The following is an 18406-nucleotide window of genomic DNA, read 5'->3' on the forward strand; positions in this document are numbered from 1 at the left end:
AAATTTATAATTTATTATATTTTAACTTCTGATAAGTTTACGCTAGCACCATAGTCATTAATAACTTCCCAGTTTATCGTGCCATGTTCATTAACATCATTGATATCAAATGATTTTGTTGAAAAAGGTTCAACATAAGAGACATCATTTACTGATTTCCCATTAAAATTAATCATCTGAAAATTAAAATAATAGGGTGTTGGATTATTCACACTAATTTTATTTCCAACTTTTGACCATATTAATTTTTTCTGCTCCTCCTCAAAATTTACCTTTTTTAAATTTTCAGGTCGGTAAATTAATTTCATTTGAGTCTTAAAAGCAATCTGCAATGAATTTTCTGTTTTTTCTGTAGCTGGTATTGTTTTTATATTTAGCCAAAATAGAGACTCTTTATCACTAGGCAAATTCCCTTCAGTTAAAAAAATCCTCAGTGTATTCGCCTTATCTGGATTTAATCTAAATAAAGGTGGAGTAATGGTAAATTTTGACTGTTTATTTTCATTAACATCATCTATCCAAGATTGGATTAAATAGGGAATTTTATCTGGATTTTCAACATTAATGCTAACGTTTTTATTCCCTTCTGAATAAATAACTCTAGTTCCGCCAATAATAACACCAGCAGAAGATTGACTAATAAAAAAAAGAATAGAAATTAAAAAGACAATAATAGACTTCATATTATCACCACTGTATTATTTATAATAAGGTTCAAGTCCTTTTAAACCTTAATTTATATTTAATCTTATTTAGTTATAGTTAATAGTAAATGTTGCATTACCATTTGCTAAACCCGCAGTAACAGAATCTGTTTTAGCAATATAACGAGCTCTAAAATCTAAATTATTTTCAATATTTTCTTTTAATGGATAGGCTTTAGATGCTGTAAATAAAGGTACTACAACATTCGCATCATCCGTAATTTGAATACCCACTCCAGTTGCTACACCCGACTCTTTTTTCAGGGCAATAACACTGTCATCACCTACATATGAATCTGCATCAAATTTAACAGATGCAGTGGTCACTGTTTTAGGACAATTAATTAATTTAATTGTGAATTTTGTCGCTGCGGCAGTACTTCCTGTACTTGGTAATGCTTTTTTAGAGACGGTACCTAAATTAACTTTTAAAGCATCAGAACCTGCAGCTAATTCACATGCGTTATCAATAATTTCCCCTGTAAAATCAATAGTACCATCCGCTGCTAATACATTATTAGTGACAAAGATAGTCGTTGCAGCAATTAATGTTGCAAGTAAGTTTTTTCTCATTTTTTTCTCCGATTAATTTTTATTAATAAAACCAAATTAATTACAAAATACTTAATTAACTCAGTATGTGAGTATTATCTAATTGTTTTTTATAATAAACAAGTTTTGGTTATAGCAGTATAATATTCACTTTTTTGATTTGAATCAGAATTTAAAACCAAACAAACTCTTTATTAGTTAATCAATGAAGTTTATTTTTAATAATTTTAAATTTTCATATATTGATACAATGTTGTTAAATCAAAATAAAAGTTAAATACTATTTTTTATTATTAAATAAATTTTTTATTTCATTTTATAACGCATATGGTGTGAATAAAAAAAAGTATTATTTCCTCTTAACAATAAAAGCCACTTTTTATTCTATTTGATTAAATTAAACCCTTAATGTGCTATTTTTGAACAAAATTCGGCTTAACTTATCAGTTACAAATTAAACATAAAAAGAATAAAACGATATTGCATATAAAATATATGATTTAAATACTGATTTTTATATAAAAAAAAAGAGCAAGGATCTCCCTTGCTCTGATTTAATATCGGAGTGTTTTTTTAGATAGTTATATAAATTAAATTATAACGATTAATTTGAAAACCACTTCTTATTAATCTTAGTCAGCAACATTCTTATCTGGCATATAAGAGCCAATATTATAGGCTTCTAATTTTGGTGCTTTATCAGAATTAAGATCAAAATTAAATATCGTTATTGTGCCCGGTGTTGCGGGTAATAAAAACTCAGGTGACAGATTTAAGAATACTTTGCAGGCTGCACGAATAACACCACTATGCACAACCGCTAATAAATCACTGTCTTCTTTATGTACCCAGCCTTGTAATGCCGCACCAATACGATCGCAAAAATCAAACCAATTTTCGCCTTTAGGTGGTGTATATGTTCCTGCTCGCCAATTTTTGTATTTATCTGCATGATGTCTTATGAGTTCTGGTTTTCGCTGCCCCGTCCATTCCCCCATATTTAATTCACGCAATAATGGCTCTTTAACTGCTTCAGGATGACCAACAATTTCTGCGGTTTGTACTGTTCGCCCTAAATCTGACGTAATAATCCTAGCGGGTGATAACAATTTAATACTCTCTTTTATCGCCATTGCTTGGTTAATGCCTTTTGGTGATAAACAAGAATTAGCATGTCCTTGTAAGCGTGATTCCATATTCCATAAGGTTTCACCGTGTCTTAATAAAATTAGTCTCATTATTATTCCTTAATTTAATGGTTTAAAGACCATATCCAAGAATTTGGAACCAAGTGAATATCGCAATAGAAATTACCGACGCACCGACAAAGCAGGTAATTAATCCATATTTCATTTGCTCTAACACACTAAAGTAGCCGCTTGAGAAATAGATAGTATTTACTTTCGAATGTGGTGGTAAGGTAATGGTATAAGTCAGTGTAAATGACGCAGCTAATGCCAATGTAACCGGATCCATGCCCAATGTTTTAGCAAGTGCAATAATGGCTGGAATTAAGATGGTTGTTTTTACTGTTTTACTGGTAAAAATTAAATGGCTATACATGCAGATAAAGACAACCACAATATAAACCATTGTAGTGCTCATATTTTCTAGCCCAAGTCCATAAACCATCTTACCAATTAGCCATTGTGCGCCTTCTGTAGATTCTAAGGTATTACCTGCCGCATAAGCACCTGCTGCAAATATCATTAGATCCCATTTGATATTGGCTTCATTCCACGTTAATAAGCCAATACGAGGCATCAGGCAAAGAATGGCAGCAATAACAGCAGTCATATAAACGCTAATTTTGAAACCAAACATATCTTGGTGATAGCTTTCGGTTGCCCATAAGAACACTGCCATTAAAAAGATATACATGGCTTTTTTCTCATTCTTAGTTAATGCACCAAGTTGAGAACGTTCTTTTTTTAATTTCTCTAGTGAACCTTCAAAATCCACTTCTCCTTTAAAAGAGAATAATTTTAATCCAATAAAAAAGGAGATAGTCATACCAACAATAGCTAATGGGAAAGAGGCGATTAGCCAATCCATATAACCAATAGAACCGCCAGCTTGTGAATTGATAAATCCAACCGCAATAATATTAGCGGCAGTACCTGTCATTACACCGGATGTTGCCAAGGCATCAGCTTGTACACCTTGCAACATCATTAATTTCCCGTAATTACTTTTTCCGGGAATTGCCTTATGTATCTCTAATAAGATCATACAAATAGGCACCATTAATGTTGCACGTGCAGTCGTTGAAGGAACAAAGAAAACTAAACTGAAGTTAATTAAAATAAGGACAAATAACGCTTTTTTGGGTGTTTGCCCAAATTTGGTGATCATCCATAAAGCAAAGCGTCTGGCAATATTCGATTTGATCATGGCGGATGTTAAAACAAATGCAGAAACCATCAGCCAAATAACGTCATAACCTAATGTACCGAAAACCACTTTCTCTTTTGCAACCGTTCCCGTTATTGGAAGTAAAACAATAACGAGCATTGAGGTTAAATAAATGGGTAAAGAACCACATACCCATAGAATTAACGCCGCACAAAAAATAGCAATGGCTTTTTGCCCTTCAATACTTAATCCATCTGGTGTTGGCATAAAAAATAAAACGAGCAATACCAATAAAGCTAAAGGTATTCCTATTGTTTTTAAGGTTATTTTCTTACTGTTTTGTTTTGGTGATGATGGCGCTGGTTTAGCGATGTCATCTCGCTTCGCAGTCTTTTCCATAACCGATTCCTCTTAATGTGTAGGGTAGGAAGTCCAGTATAGAAATATTGAGGTATAAAGATAATTGTATTAATATATTATAACTATAAAAATAATTTATGGTGTTGATATGAATTTAAGCCAACTTGATGCTTTTCTACTACTTGCTAACGGTTTTAATGTTACTGAAACCGCAGAACGCCTATTCTGCACTCAACCCAGCGTGAGTATTAAAATCAAAAAACTAGAAGAAGAATTGCAAACAACGTTGTTTGAAAGGATCAATAATCGGCTTTATTTAACCCCCCAAGGTAAGGTTTATCAGCAGTACGCAACCCAGATTATTAATTTAGTAAAATCCTCTTCTGAGCATATGCGACAATTCGATGATCCCTCTAAAGGTGAAATTAAATTTGGCGCTAGCCATTTTGTTGGCGTTTACCTATTACCTCAAATTATGGCGCAGTTTAGAGAGCAATATCCCGATGTGAAATTAAGCATGGATATTTCAAGTTCAACACAACTTATCCGTAAACTTGATACCCAAGAATTAGAATTTTTGATCATGTCAGATCATATCTATTTAGATCCGACGGAATATCATCTTGATACCTTTCTTATCGATCCCTTAGTGCTTATTTGTTCACCTGAACATTGGCTGGCAAAAAAGAAACATTGCAGATTTTCTGATATTGCATCAGAAATTTTTCTGATCAAACCCGAGCACTCTGCTACCCGTGATTTTTTATTAGATAGAATTCAAGAAAATAATAAAGAGCTCAAAAATGTGATGGAAATAAATAGCTTAGAAGGAATAAAGCAAGGGGTTATTCACGGTTTAGGGATCTCAATTTTATCTCGTTTATCTATCATGCAAGAATTAAAATTAGGTCTTTTATGTGAAATTGCATTTGATGATATTCAGTTTAGCCGAGGTATTCGCTACTTTTATCATAAAGAAAAGTATATCTCTCCAGCCACCAAGAATTTTTTATCTATCTTACAATCTCAAGCTCAAATTTTAACGAAAGATATTAATAATTAAATTTATTAGCTGAATTCTTAGCCCTATTATTTTAAGGATATCAGCGTATCAATATCCTCATTAAATCGTTATTATACTCATGTTTATCCCATTCTATTTGCTATTGTTTAAAAGGATTTTATGCGCAGAACACTCTCGTCTTATCACCCTATTCTTTATACTTTGAGAGTGGTACAGCGTCGTTTATTTCGTTCTCTTAGTTGGCGCTTTTCAGGCCGAAAATACAGCAGAAATGTTCAACCAGAACAACGGCTTTCTTACCGTTATTTAAAACATACATCTAAATTAATTAGTCGCCGTGGCGAAAGTGATATTCAATTACAATACAATAAAATAACGAATCTTAAATTAGTCGAAAAAGCGTTAGATGGCATCGTAATAAAACCGGGTGAGTATTTCTCTTTTTGTTATTTAGTCGGTAAGCCTAGCTATAAAAGAGGCTTTATTGATGGTATGCAGCTTTCCTATGGTGAAGCAAGAAAAGGTGTAGGCGGTGGAATTTGTCAGGCGAGTAATTTAATACATTGGTTAGCACTGCATTCTGAATTAAAAGTGATTGAAAAGGCAAATCATAGTTTTGATCCCTTTCCTGATGAAGGACGAGTACTTCCTTTTGGCTCAGGAGCTGCTATTTTTTATAACTATGTAGATTTAGTCTTATATAATCCAACGCCTTATGATTACCAAATTAGATTACATGTCGCTGAACATCAGTTAGAAGGCGAACTCCTTTGTAGCGAAGCAAGGGAATATCGTTATCATATTTATGAGAAATCTTCTTCTTTTATCAAAAAGGGGGAGCATGTATATCGCTGTAATGAAATTTGGCGAGATATTTACACTAAAAACAATGTGGGTGCTTTTCCTCAATTAATTACATCAGAATTACTTTATGAAAATAGTGTGGTCGTGAAATATGATATTTCAGATGAACAACTAAGTTAATTTACTTAAACATATCTTTATTACTCGATTAAAATATTAATTTAATATTCTAATTTTATCTTCTTATTCTGAATAAATAATGATATCCCTCTTAAAATTAAGAACACCTTAAATCCGAGTGTTCTTTTTATCTTAAGCTCCTTGAGTTATCAAATAGAAACCTTATGTATTTATTATGGTCAAAAAATGGTGATTATGTTTCTATTTAATAGGTCATATAATGATGATAAAAATTGATTATCCACAAAAATTAGAAGTTGGTGATATTGTATTTACGTGTATTGGTACCTCTTTATTTCGTCAAATTTCCTCAGCTTCTTTATGCTGGAGTAATCATGTTGGCATTATTATTGGTCATAATGGTGAGGATTATTTAGTTGCCGAAAGCCGAGTTCCACTTTCAACCACAACTACATTAACCCGATTTATTAACCGCTCTGCGGGCAAACGTTATGCAATACGCCGGCTATCAACACAACTCTCTGATGAACAAAAAAATGCACTTGTTGCACAAGTTCCTGAAAGATTAAATAAGCTTTACCATACAGGTTTTAAATACGATTCTTCTCGCCAGTTTTGCTCTAAATTTGTTTTTGATATTTATAAATCAGCACTCTCTATTCGTGTGGGTGAAATAGAAACATTCCAAGAATTATTAAGCAAAAATCCTAATGCCAAATTACAATTTTGGAAATTATGGTTTATTGGGCAAATACCTTGGGAAAGAACCACTGTCACTCCAGCAAGTTTATGGCAACATCCACACTTATCTTTAGTTTATCAAAGCCATGAAAATATTAATTAATACAAAGCATTAGCATTATAAAGAATAGAGAAAGAAATAGCATTTACGATATTATTCATTAATAAAAATCCGAATAATAATCAAACCCTCTCTTTGTAATAGAGAGGGTTTTGGTGTAAAACTAAAAAACAATGTTTTGTAAATATAACTTAATTACTATTCATCTATTATTCGTCATTTAGGGATCACTATGAAATACCAAGATGTTACGAAATCACCCTGTGAGAATGCTTATTTTTTAGTTTTTAACCTTACCCATTCATCTGAAAACCGCGATACTTTGATCGATTTTTGTAATAATTTTTCTGGCCTGATACGTAGTATGAGAACACGTTTTCCTGAATTGGAAACAAGTTGTGTAATGGGATTCGGTGCAAATGCATGGGCTACGTTATTTCCCAATCAGCCTAAACCCAAAGAGCTAAATACCTTTAAAGAAATTAAAGGTAATACTTATACTGCGGTTTCTACTCCGGGCGATCTTTTTTTCCATATTCGAGCCCTCAAAGTTTCAGCCTGCTACGAATTAGCATCTATCATCAGCCAAAAGCTAAAGAATATTGTTACGCCTGTTGATGAAGTTCATGGATTTAGATATTTTGACGGACGTTCTATTATTGGTTTTGTCGATGGAACTGAAAACCCAGAGTATGAAGATGAACGGGCTTCTTATGCTGTAATTGGTGATGAAGATCCTGAATTTACAGGTGGCAGTTACGCCTTTGTACAAAAATATATACACGATATGGAAGCATGGGAAAAGCAGCCTCTTATCGAACAAGAAAAAGTCATTGGTAGACATAAATTTAATGATGTGGAATTAACCGATGAAGAAAAAGAGCCCGGTTCACACAATGTTGTCACCAATATTCAAGATGAGAACGGCGAAGATTTAAAAATTGTCAGAGCCAATATGCCTTTTTCCAATCCATCTAAAAATGAGTATGGTACTTACTTTATTGGTTATGCACGTTATTTTTCAACAACTAACCGTATGTTAGAAAATATGTTTGCAGGTACTCCTGAAGGGCATACAGATAAATTACTTAAATTCAGCACCCCGGTAACGGGTACATTATTTTTTATTCCATCACCCGAATTTCTAGATGATCTAGCGTAATTTCTATTACAAGTAGATATATAGGCTTGTTACTTATATATCTACTTTCTATTCTGGTTTTTTCTGGATCAATTACAAACCAAATACATTAACGTAAAACTCTTTGCCGTCATCTGTACTTTCAATGGTATAAGTAATCGGAATAGAGTTTTTGCCGCCTTTGCCTTCAAAAGAAAGTTCAGCAGCACATGAGTAAGTATCTCTCTTCTCATCATGTTCACGAGTACGTACACTTTCTACCTTGATCTTAATTTGATCGATCACGGCAGCCATTTTTTGATCACGTAATTCGTCTTTTGTAATATCAACCACTAAGTTCTTTGCTTCAGTGCTATCACAATTAGGTGTTGCATCACCACATCCCACTAACGGTAACGCTAATGCACCTAATAAAGCTAATTTTAGAATTCTAGTTTTCATACTGGTTATTTCTTCCTTGCTCACGAGATAAAATAAATTTTTCAATATTTTACCTAATAATTGTCTCGCAACAATATAGAGCAAAACAGTTAGAATAAGATAACGATAGAGATTAATATTTTGGCGTTAAGGTAAACATTAAGTAAAACCTACGGACTTTAACTCCAATATTAATCAGCTTCGATTTCTTGTTTGTTAATTACACCAATAATATCAACGCGAATATTTCGTGTATCCGCCCTTCCTTTATCATCTACTGCGCGAATACGATAGCGACCACTCTCTTTGGGATACCATTCTATTGAGCGCTGATTTGTACTATTCCCTAGATAAGCATCATCAACAAACCAATAAATAATATTGCTGTCATTATCCGTTGTCGCATTGAATACAATTGACGTATTTGGTGATGAAGTACGTCTTAAAGTATAAGTGGTATTACGTAATGGTGATAATATACGAGGAGGCATTCCTGTAATAGCCATATCTCCATTTTTACAGTGAGCAGTAGAAGGCGGAGTTCGCTTTGGTAGCCCAGCTTGAGCAAATACTTTAGCTAAATCAGAAGGCCAATATTCAAAAACTTCAATCTTAACCTGCTCTTCATTATATGGAGGACAAACGACTTCTCCCGTCGCTTTATCAATTGCCAGAGGACGATAAATTGTATCAACTTTAATTGGTGATTTACCTGGAATAAACCATGTTTTACCTTTCCGCTGACACCATGGCGTAGGTAAATTGCCACTCGCCAAACAAATATCGACTTGCTTAATATTTTCAGGAAGCCTAAATTTAGGCTCTTTTAAATTCGGATAATCTGCAACAATATTATCTATGATGTTAAAAAATAGAGGTGCGGCTGCCTCAGCTCCAATTAACGCACTATTCCCCTTACCATCAAAATTACCGATCCAAACAACTAAAACATAAGGCCCAAAAATTCCACTACTCCATGCATCTCGAAATCCCCAAGATGTACCAGTTTTCCAATAAACGGGTAATGTCATTGATTTTTGCGCCAAAGTATCATCAGGTCTTCGATGTTGACTTAACATATCCAACGTAATAAAACTCGCTTCTTCACTTAATAACGGAATAGGCTTAGCAATAGCATCTGTACCTTGCATTCTTAACGGCTTAAGTTGTCCTCGATTAGCTAATATTGCATAGAGCTTCGCTAATTCTTGTACTGTAATTTCACCGCCCCCTAATACCAGAGATAGACCATAATGTCTTTCACTCGCCATATTGCTGATACCCGACATTTGTAGAAACTGGTAAAGCGTTGGATTTCTCAGTTGAGAGGCTATCGACACAGCGGGAATATTTCGGCTGTAATTTAACGCTTGAGTGGCAGAAATAGGTCCTAAAAAACGTAAATCAAAGTTTTCTGGTGCATAGCTACCAAAGGTAGAAGGCACATCTTTTAAAATTGTTCGAGGATGTAAAATGCCTTGCTCTATCCCTAATGCATAGATAAAAGGCTTTAATGTTGAACCCGGTGAACGCTTTGCATTGGTGCCATTAACTTGCCCATGAATATCAGCATTATAATAATCAGCCGAACCAACTAGCGCTTTAACGCCCATATCTCGTGTATCAACAAGGATCACGGAGGCATTTTTAACACCAAGATGTTTATTTCGTTCAATAAACGCATCAACTTGTTTTTCAACTAGTTTTTGTAATGAAAGATCAATCGTTGTGACTATAGTTGTAGGTTTTCTTGGATTAAACTTTTCCTGCTTTTCAATTTGCTCGACTAAATGAGGGGCTATATAAGGCATTTTTTCAGGCTGGCGTAGCCGAAGCGGTAATTGAAACAGTGCAGATAAATCGGCATCTTTAGGATGTTCTTCCAGCCAATAATCATAAAGCTGATTACGCGTTTTCATTAAAGAAAGACTAATACCATCACTATTTGGCTCGATTCGGTAACTCGGTGATTGAGGTAATACGGCAAGGGTTAACGCTTCAGGTAACGTTAATTCTTTAGGATTTTTATTAAAGTAAATCAGGCTTGCAGCACCAACACTTTCTATATTTCGCCCATAAGGTGCATAGTTGAAATAAGCTTCTAAAATATCATGTTTTGAATAGCTGAGTTCTAATTGAATAGCACGTAATACCTGAACAAATTTGCCTCCTACTGTACGTGTATTTAATTGCCAATGCATGCGAGCCAGTTGCATGGTGATCGTTGAACCACCTTGTAATCGCTCACCATAAACATAACTGACAAAAAAGCCTCGAATTAAACTGTAAGGATTAAATCCAACATGATAATAGAACCAGCGATCTTCATATCGCATAGCGCTATCTATCATCAAGGGCGAAATATCATCTAAATCCGTCCACAATCGATAACGTTCATCATTAGCGAGTGTTAAACGCAGTAAATTTCCATTGCTATCATAGTAGGTAGTTGAAGATAAAAAGCCTTCTGATAGTGCTGGATGTGGAAAAAGACGAAATCCTACACAAAATAGGGCGACTAAAAAGCCACCCATCAATATGTTTTGTAAAACTCGCTTGCTTCTCGTCATTCTAAAAAAACCAGAAACAAGCGTTTGAAACCCAAACTAATTTCATTTTACATTGCCATTATTTTGCGTCGGTTTGTTGACAGTCATAGCACCTTTACCAATCGCTAATGCTTGTATTTCCCTGTCATACATAGCTTCTGCAAATGCTGGCGGTATAGAGAATATTCCTGAATTAGTGGCTTTAATTTGGTAGACAAACTCTTGTACTTGTTGAGTTGCAGTACCATAAATAATGACACGATCTTCTCGAATATCGCTGTATTCTGGTGACCAACGTGTTCCTTTGCTACCGGTTGGTGATAACCATTCGACTTCAGGATTGTCCACATCGTCCATTGATTGTTGTACAACTTCAAAACCACCAGGTAGCAAGTCCACCAGCACGACATTATTCACACCTTGTTTTGCATTCGCTCTGATTTTTATATGCACATAAAGCTTTTCACCCAAGGTTGCACTATTAACAACCTCGCCTTTTTCATTCACATAGTCACGAGAAATTTCTAATCCTTGTGAAAGTGCTTCTTTAGGTTGTTCACTATCAAAACCAGATTGTGTCACAACATACCAAGCTGCGTTATTCGTTGGGTTATTAAATAAGATCTCTTTAATACCTGCTTTAAACTGGCCTATCGCAGTAGCATTTGTCATTGATGAAATAACAACTGGTGGATTTTCACCACTTTTTACACTTACAATTAATGGCTGTGTCGGCGTTGCCATATTTTGGATCTGTTTAGTGTAATGCTCTAACGCCAAGATACTCATTGCTGATGATTGTGTGGTATAGCGCTCTTCTTTAAAACTCATTACCATATTTTCCAGTAGTTGTGGCGGAATATCTCCCGCTTTTTCTGGAAAATGTTTCACAATCAAATACAGTCTTGTACTGTCTTGGATCAGAGGATCTAAGTAGTCATGTGACCACCACGCTTTACTATAAGCTTTGCTTAGCTCTTGCCATGTAGGTTTGAGCAATTCATCCGCTTGTTTATCCATTTTCAGCATTTTGTAAGATGCCGCTAGATATAAAGCGCCTAAATCACTTTGCCATGTTTTTGGATAATTCTTTTGCATTCGCGTTTGAATAGCCGCAATTTCGCCCGTAGTCACTTTACCTTGGCGTGTTAACAAATAGACTGCAAAAGCACGCATTCTAAGTTCATCTTGATTATTTAACCCAGCATTGACGGCAAGCTTAGTTAAATATTCATTGGATGAACGTAATAGAGTATCTGATACAGGGTAATTCGCCTCTTGTGCTTCAAGTAAGAATTGAACGACATATAAAGTCACAAATGGATCAGTCGATGGTGTTGAACGCCATGTTCCGATAGCACCTTGACCATTTTGGCGAGTCAGTAATGTTGCCATTGTCTGTTCAAGTTGAGTACGAATTTTATCTTGTGAATATATCGCCTTCATTTCAGGATTACGTTGATGGAATAACAACGGTATTGCCTGACTGGTTATTTGCTCTGAACAATTATAAGGATAATTAGCCAGATATTGCGCTAATGCGCTGCTTAGCACTAAAGGCGAGTAAGAAACACGCGCATCCCTTTTCGCATACTCATCATACATTTGGCGAATATATGTAACACTCTGCTCTTTACCATCCATACGACCTAAGCTTGATTGAGTGCGATAAGCTGAAGCTGGGCGAATAGAGAGGTTCACCGTTCTTTGAGTCACTTTACCTTCGGTATTCACTGAGAAAGTGATAGCGCCATTACCTAATTGCGATTTCGCTTTTAATCTAAAGGAAACTACCGTTTCTTTTTTCTCACCTAATGTCAGTTGATAACTGTTCTGTCCAATAACCTCTAATTGAGGCGCTGGTGTTATCGCCACATCGAGTTTTGTTGCAACGCCGTTAAGGTCAGTCAGATTATTTGCGATACCTAAAGTGACATCAAATTCATCATTAGGCGCCACTGTAGTAGGAATATGTGGACTTAATACAAAATCATCACGCACAGTCGTATAGCGCTGCGTATTTCCAATACGATTTGGTGTAACAGATACCGCCATAACTCTTATTTTGCCATTAAAATACTCTGGCACTTTATAGTTAAAGACAGCTTCTCCATCTACTTCTGTGATACCAGACCAATAAGCGACTGGCTCTTCTTTCTTGCGTTTAAATGGATTTAGATAGAGATCGACACCTTCCCCCGCATCACCACCCGGCGCTGAAGCCAGTGACATCATTTTGCTAAATTCAGGCAAAATGAGATCCAGTATTTGCGTGCTTTCAACTTCTAATGAGCGCTTACGGAAAAAGTAATCCAATGGATCTTTTAATTTATATCGAGCTACTTGCAAGATACCTTCATCTACAGCAAAAACAGCAACTTGTTGTGGACTATCTGTTTTTACCGTAATCGGTAAGGTATCACCCGGTTTGATAACATCTGGTGACTCTAATTCAATTTGAGCTTGGAAGTTTTCACGACTGACTTTAAACGGTACAACGCCATAGCTAAGTGGGCTCATAAATATTTCATCAGAATTTATATCTCTAACAAATTGAACGTTGATGTAGCCATTACCTTGCAATTGCGCAGGAACACGGATTTTTTGTACCGAATTTGTTGTTGAAGATGTAAACCATTGCCAATAATAAACTTTATCTTTTTCTATCGTGATAATACCGCTACCAACATAAGGGGCATTGATAGCAATCTCGATCTCCTCACCCGCTTTATATGTGTCTTTATTTAAAGTGAGTTGCAACTCGGCTTCGCGATCAAGTGAGCGAGTCACATTCGCATTACCCGCAACGGTGTAATTAATACGATTGAGTACACTGCCCTCTTTATTTTTGACTAATAATACAAAGTTACCCGGTGTTTGTGTTTCTAATGCAAAAGAGCTTCCCTTTTCATCAATGGAGAGTGAAACATCATCAATAAACACTTCTTTGAGTTTAGATTGATATTTATAAACACCTGAATTTTGTCGCGTCAAAACAGAGAGGTATTTTTGCTCATAGCGTTCTAACGTTAATGCTTCTTGAGCAATTTGTTTTAATGTCGGATCAATTGCAATGAAATTGAGATTACGCTGTGCATTTTGATTAATATAGTCAAGCGTTCCATCTGCTTTTACACCAATCAGATAATCATGAGGAGATACCATAACACGCGCAGCAGCCGTTACAGAACGACCACTTCCAGCATCAAATGCTTCAGAAATAAGTTGCAATTGATAAGTAGCATCATCATAAGATGTTAACCCTAAATCAATATCCGCCAGCCCTTTTTCATTCGTTGCTGTTTCTTCTAAATCGGTTTCAAAACTATCGTGATTACGACGGTTTTCATAAAAACGATAATCGGAATAACGTGAAAAATTAGGATAAATTGGCCTTAAGGTTAATTTAGAAGCAACTCGTCTATCTTGTGCCGGAGTGCCAAATAAATTTTGTACATCGATTGAAGCTTTTAATTCAGAAGGTTTCACCCATCCTTGTTGTCTATCTGGCGTTAGATTAAGAGCAACCTTAAGTAAATCAGGCTCAAACTCTTTAACCACAATCGTTGTACTCCCTAATAAGCTGGCATCTTCATTATTTTTACCAACTAAATAGAGATAGATATTCCAATCTCCAGTGGGCGAGTTTTCTGATGTGGTATAGCTTAATTCATTGAAACCAAACTCGTTTAACACCATAGATTGATTTAGCATCAATGTATTACGAGGGTCTCGAATTTCAACACGCAAAGGTACGCCTTCAAGGGCTGTTTTCCAGTCAAAGGTACGTGTAATAAGACCAATATTGAAAGTTTCACCCGGTCGATAAACGCCTCTATCAGAAAATAAGAAGCTATCGAGAGTACGCGGATCTCTTGGTGTATCATCACCGAAGATATCAAAACGAGATAGGTTAAGTTGCCTATCGTAATAAGCATCTGTTGGTAAAAATGAAATATCGCCATCTTTTTCAACTAAAAAGAGAACGGCAGTTTGTTCATTTCTAAAATCTTTAAGATTAGGGAAAACGACATGACCATCAGCGCTAGTCATTTTGCTCAATAATGTTGTCCCGTTTTTAGCAATAACTGAGACTTTCGCATCGCTAACAGGCGCACCGTTATAGATAGATTGTATAAAGACATCTCGAGAACCATCAATTGATGATTTAGCAATAATCCCTAAATCTGTCACGACAACAAAGCGCGCATCAGAAAGCTCTTCGTCATCATCATCTTCGTAATATTCATCGTCATCTTCGTCTATTTGGGATGCTTTATTAGGGTCCCATGAAGAGAGTTTTAATAAAAATATACCGCGCCTAGCATTAGGATCAGCTGATAAATAGCGACTTAAATCGATACCTTTATATTGAATTTCACCTTTGTTTTCATTATTCAATGCTGTTTGATAAGTAAAGTGTTCCGTGAAATATTCATCATTAAGGCGAGAAAATCGTGTTGAAGTAAAGTATTTATCTTTAAAGGAAACAATGTGTTGTAACTGACCTGGAATGACTCGTTTTATATCAAGTTGTAGCCCTGGTAAATTACGAGCAGAAACAGTGATCCGCTTGTCACCCGTCATAGAAAGCAAAGCACCTTCAGAAACAAAGTTCAGCATTTGCGGATAGTCAGGCACACTGACAATTTGGTAACGATCTTCTTTTAGTTGGTATCCGCCTACCGATGTTATCCCACTTGGGATTTTAACCAATATGTGTCGATATGCTGGCGCATTGTATTTAAAAGCAAAATTGGCTTGATTTTCTTGCTCATTATCATTCATCTCAAGCGTTAGCTTCTCTGATTGAGCAAGAATAGTTTTACTCACATCATTCAAGTTCCAATCGTAATAATCGTCTTCATCTTGGCGAATGTCAGTATTCTCTAATTCTAAATTGTGTTGAGGCAATAACCACGCAGAAACTTCATTTTTTATCTCTTTTTCATTTAATTCATCACTTAATGAAATGATAATTACCCGCGCATCTTTCCCATTTTCAGACTCAACCAATTCGCTCTCTACATTTGAAACATTAAGGCTATATAGACTTGGGATCTCAACATGATATGTTTTTTCTTTTGATGTTGTATTGGCGGTTACTGTTGTGGCAATACCCGGTTCAATTTTAAGAAAAACCTTGCTACTAATGTCTTTTAGCGTTAATTGCTCTGAGTGAACCCAAGCCGTTAATTTTTTATTATCGTAATTGATGACATATTTCAGCTTTTCATTATCGCCGTATTTCATTGAAAGGCGTTTTTCAAAACTCTGAATATCGACAGGAGCGTTAAAAGAGATCTTTATAATGGCGTGTTTTTGTGATGGATTTTGAGGATCTTGATAAAACTCACTATCTCCTAAACTGTAATCAAAAGAGGTTGTTTTAAATTCATATTTATTTGATTTCAATGAAAATTGTGGTGCTAATAGTTTAGTTTCATCAAGCTGAATTTTATATTCATTGCCCATAGCAAAAGGCTTTTTAGCTGTAAATACAAGGGTCGAGCCATTTTGCCACTGCCAATTACCCTCAATCGCAGGTGTTAATGTCACACCTTCGGTTACCTCTTTATCAATAAGTGTAATCGGTGCTGCTGATCGAGAAAAAGATAAAATGATTTTCTGTGGTTGAGGGTTATCATTTGCATAATTGATTTGTGCAGGACCTATAAGCTTCACATTTACATTTTGTACAACGATAGGAGCGACATCGATAGGAACAGGTCGATTGAGATAACTGTGATAACCGTAATAGCTGCCAAATGACGCAACAATAAGAAAAATAATAGAACCTAATGCGGTTTTAGGGTGACTTACTATACCATTTTCGAACTTTCGTAAATGGCGGGCAACAAAGTCAATCCAGACAGGCGTACTCCATTGTATTTGCCCTATAAATGGGCTGAGTATCTTCTCTAAAAGACGAATACAAAAAACAATGACCCACCCAAATAAACGGATCAGTTTAAAAGGGAGAGAAAGTAAAAAACGCAGTACGTCCATATAGATAGTCCTATATTGCACCGATAAAAACGCATTTTTTATCAGTAAAATTAAACCAAAGAGCAAAATAGATAACACAACTATAATAAAGTAAGAATGCAGAATAAGAATAAATACTTATCATTAATTTATAATTTTATTGTATAAAGATAGATTACATTCTTAATATTTTTTTCCTAGCATTCCACTCTATTTCAAGACTCTTCTGAGCATTAGTTTGTATCATCTTTTTCTAACAATCATTTAATGTTTAATAAAACACAGTGAAAAAGATAAATTTTGCGAGAAAAATCGCACTATTAAAGTGCGATTTACATTTTTATAGCGTAAATATTACTTCGCTATTAAAGAGTTATAGTTCTCTATCAAGTATTTATATTCATTTGAAATTGTATTTAAGCTACCTGATGTATCCTTATTCTCATTGAGTTTTTTCTCTAATACTTTTAACTCAATAACAAGTTGTTGGTATAGCTTTAAATACTCTTTAACTGAATAATCAGTCCCTTTCATATTTTCTTTATTTAGCAATGCTTCATCACCAAATACTTTTCCTAATTCAATTGATTGTGCCTCAATTTTGGTAATTGCCGCAGAGAGTGCAGTCACATCAATTTTATCTGGATTCATTGAATCAAGAGTATTGGTTACTGTATCCAATGATTGCATAATTTGATAACGAACAACTAAGCCTTCTTTTTTCACTAATTCAAGCTCTTCAATATGCATTGCTTGGTAATAGTTTTCATATGCCTCAGCGGCTTTTTCTTTCTCATCGATTAGTTTGGCATAAGCATTTTTCACATCTTCATACAAAGTACTTGCTTGTGCAAAATCATCTAAACGGTATGTTTCTTTTACAACGAGATAATCGCCCAACTTCAGCAGTTTCTTATATAGATCAACATAACTTTCACCATAAGCATTCCCCACAGCGTCTAACTCTGGAAGTGTAGGCGAAAATGTTTTCATAAATTCGAAAGACTCTTGAGCGCGTTCGGCACCTGATTCGCTCAAATGCATAGAGAAGGTACTTCTAACAGGCATTAGCGCACTGTTCGCTTTCATTCTTTTTATTTGATCTGTCTCTGCTTCATTTTCGAGTATTTTGAACGGCGTTAGATCAAGGGTTTTGCCATTATCAGAACTTAAACTTGTTAAAACTTTTTCCGTGTTATCTAAAAGATTAATGTTAATTGTGCCCGAAAGTCTGCCGGTTTTTTTCTGAATGATGGTGCCAAAATCTTCGTTAAACGTTGCTAACCACAAGTTACCTTTTTCAATTTTCTGGCTAAATTGAACTTCATCAGATTGAGTGTTTTTTGAATCAGGCTTAGATTGTGTTGTTTGCTCTGTTTTATCTTGCGAAGGTGTTCCTGTATTCGAATTTTCATTTGAATTATCACAACCTACTGCTGATATTAATAAAAAACTTATTATTGATACTAATATGCTCTTTTTCATAATCCCTCATTATATTATTAAGTAATAAATTCACTACAAACTATAATGAGTTTAATAATTAATGACTATTATTTATTTAAT

Annotated in this window: 12 protein-coding genes; 4 read left to right on the forward strand and 8 right to left on the reverse strand. The window is 35.0% G+C overall.

What is annotated here, in order from left to right; translation table 11 throughout:
* Nucleotides 1-14 precede the first annotated feature (14 nt).
* From AB4J89_RS12160 to AB4J89_RS12175, 4 genes are all read right to left on the reverse strand, one after another.
* Nucleotides 15-683, reverse strand: coding sequence for a molecular chaperone (locus AB4J89_RS12160; RefSeq protein WP_088494743.1), 669 nt, complete (start codon nt 681-683; stop codon nt 15-17).
* Nucleotides 684-752: 69 nt separating this feature from the next.
* Nucleotides 753-1277, reverse strand: a complete 525-nt coding sequence (locus tag AB4J89_RS12165; protein WP_088494742.1) for a fimbrial protein — start codon at nt 1275-1277, stop codon at nt 753-755.
* 611 nt (nt 1278-1888) lie between these two features.
* Nucleotides 1889-2494: a histidine phosphatase family protein gene (locus AB4J89_RS12170; protein ID WP_075674356.1), complete on the reverse strand. Its 606-nt coding sequence runs from the start codon at nt 2492-2494 to the stop codon at nt 1889-1891.
* Nucleotides 2495-2516: 22 nt separating this feature from the next.
* A complete protein-coding gene (locus AB4J89_RS12175; protein ID WP_088494741.1) occupies nt 2517-4010 on the reverse strand; it encodes a DASS family sodium-coupled anion symporter in 1494 nt (497 codons plus the stop codon).
* Nucleotides 4011-4119: 109 nt separating this feature from the next.
* On the opposite strand from AB4J89_RS12175, the gene AB4J89_RS12180 reads away from it, so the two are divergent.
* The 4 genes from AB4J89_RS12180 to AB4J89_RS12195 all read left to right on the forward strand — a co-directional run bounded on the left by AB4J89_RS12180 (nt 4120) and on the right by AB4J89_RS12195 (nt 7904).
* Complete coding sequence (locus AB4J89_RS12180; protein WP_102949465.1) at nt 4120-5034, forward strand: LysR family transcriptional regulator; 915 nt, start codon at nt 4120-4122, stop codon at nt 5032-5034.
* Nucleotides 5035-5154: 120 nt separating this feature from the next.
* The gene (locus tag AB4J89_RS12185; protein ID WP_368469401.1) at nt 5155-5979 is read left to right on the forward strand and encodes a VanW family protein; all 825 of its coding nucleotides are present in this window, start codon (nt 5155-5157) and stop codon (nt 5977-5979) included.
* Nucleotides 5980-6205: 226 nt separating this feature from the next.
* Nucleotides 6206-6784 (forward strand): YebB family permuted papain-like enzyme, encoded by a 579-nt coding sequence (locus AB4J89_RS12190; protein WP_194952682.1) that lies wholly within the window; start codon nt 6206-6208, stop codon nt 6782-6784.
* A 190-nt stretch (nt 6785-6974) separates the two neighbouring features.
* Nucleotides 6975-7904 (forward strand): Dyp-type peroxidase, encoded by a 930-nt coding sequence (locus tag AB4J89_RS12195; protein ID WP_088494740.1) that lies wholly within the window; start codon nt 6975-6977, stop codon nt 7902-7904.
* 72 nt (nt 7905-7976) lie between these two features.
* Here the strand turns inward: AB4J89_RS12195 and AB4J89_RS12200 are convergent, their stop codons facing one another.
* From AB4J89_RS12200 to AB4J89_RS12215, 4 genes are all read right to left on the reverse strand, one after another.
* Nucleotides 7977-8324: a hypothetical protein gene (locus tag AB4J89_RS12200; protein WP_088494739.1), complete on the reverse strand. Its 348-nt coding sequence runs from the start codon at nt 8322-8324 to the stop codon at nt 7977-7979.
* A 170-nt stretch (nt 8325-8494) separates the two neighbouring features.
* A complete protein-coding gene (pbpC, locus tag AB4J89_RS12205) occupies nt 8495-10873 on the reverse strand; it encodes a penicillin-binding protein 1C (RefSeq protein WP_088494738.1) in 2379 nt (792 codons plus the stop codon).
* Between the two features lie 42 nt (nt 10874-10915).
* Nucleotides 10916-16861, reverse strand: a complete 5946-nt coding sequence (locus tag AB4J89_RS12210) for an alpha-2-macroglobulin (protein WP_368469404.1) — start codon at nt 16859-16861, stop codon at nt 10916-10918.
* Nucleotides 16862-17194: 333 nt separating this feature from the next.
* Nucleotides 17195-18325 carry a DUF3829 domain-containing protein gene (locus tag AB4J89_RS12215; protein WP_368469406.1) on the reverse strand — a complete coding sequence of 377 codons (1131 nt, stop codon included), beginning with the start codon at nt 18323-18325 and terminating at the stop codon, nt 17195-17197.
* Nucleotides 18326-18406: the final 81 nt, after the last annotated feature.

The sequence above is a fragment of the Proteus sp. STS61-E genome (assembly GCF_040932335.1).
In the GTDB taxonomy this organism is placed as follows: Bacteria; Pseudomonadota; Gammaproteobacteria; order Enterobacterales; family Enterobacteriaceae; genus Proteus; species Proteus mirabilis_B.

Excerpts from the sequence above, each read along its gene's own strand:
- AB4J89_RS12160 (WP_088494743.1), bottom strand. The coding sequence starts at position 683 with ATGAAGTCTATTATTGTCTTTTTAATTTCTATTCTTTTTTTTATTAGT.
- AB4J89_RS12165 (WP_088494742.1), bottom strand. The coding sequence starts at position 1,277 with ATGAGAAAAAACTTACTTGCAACATTAATTGCTGCAACGACTATCTTT.
- AB4J89_RS12170 (WP_075674356.1), bottom strand. The coding sequence starts at position 2,494 with ATGAGACTAATTTTATTAAGACACGGTGAAACCTTATGGAATATGGAA.
- AB4J89_RS12175 (WP_088494741.1), bottom strand. The coding sequence starts at position 4,010 with ATGGAAAAGACTGCGAAGCGAGATGACATCGCTAAACCAGCGCCATCA.
- AB4J89_RS12180 (WP_102949465.1), top strand. The coding sequence starts at position 4,120 with ATGAATTTAAGCCAACTTGATGCTTTTCTACTACTTGCTAACGGTTTT.
- AB4J89_RS12185 (WP_368469401.1), top strand. The coding sequence starts at position 5,155 with ATGCGCAGAACACTCTCGTCTTATCACCCTATTCTTTATACTTTGAGA.
- AB4J89_RS12195 (WP_088494740.1), top strand. The coding sequence starts at position 6,975 with ATGAAATACCAAGATGTTACGAAATCACCCTGTGAGAATGCTTATTTT.
- AB4J89_RS12200 (WP_088494739.1), bottom strand. The coding sequence starts at position 8,324 with ATGAAAACTAGAATTCTAAAATTAGCTTTATTAGGTGCATTAGCGTTA.
- pbpC (WP_088494738.1), bottom strand. The coding sequence starts at position 10,873 with ATGACGAGAAGCAAGCGAGTTTTACAAAACATATTGATGGGTGGCTTT.
- AB4J89_RS12210 (WP_368469404.1), bottom strand. The coding sequence starts at position 16,861 with ATGGACGTACTGCGTTTTTTACTTTCTCTCCCTTTTAAACTGATCCGT.
- AB4J89_RS12215 (WP_368469406.1), bottom strand. The coding sequence starts at position 18,325 with ATGAAAAAGAGCATATTAGTATCAATAATAAGTTTTTTATTAATATCA.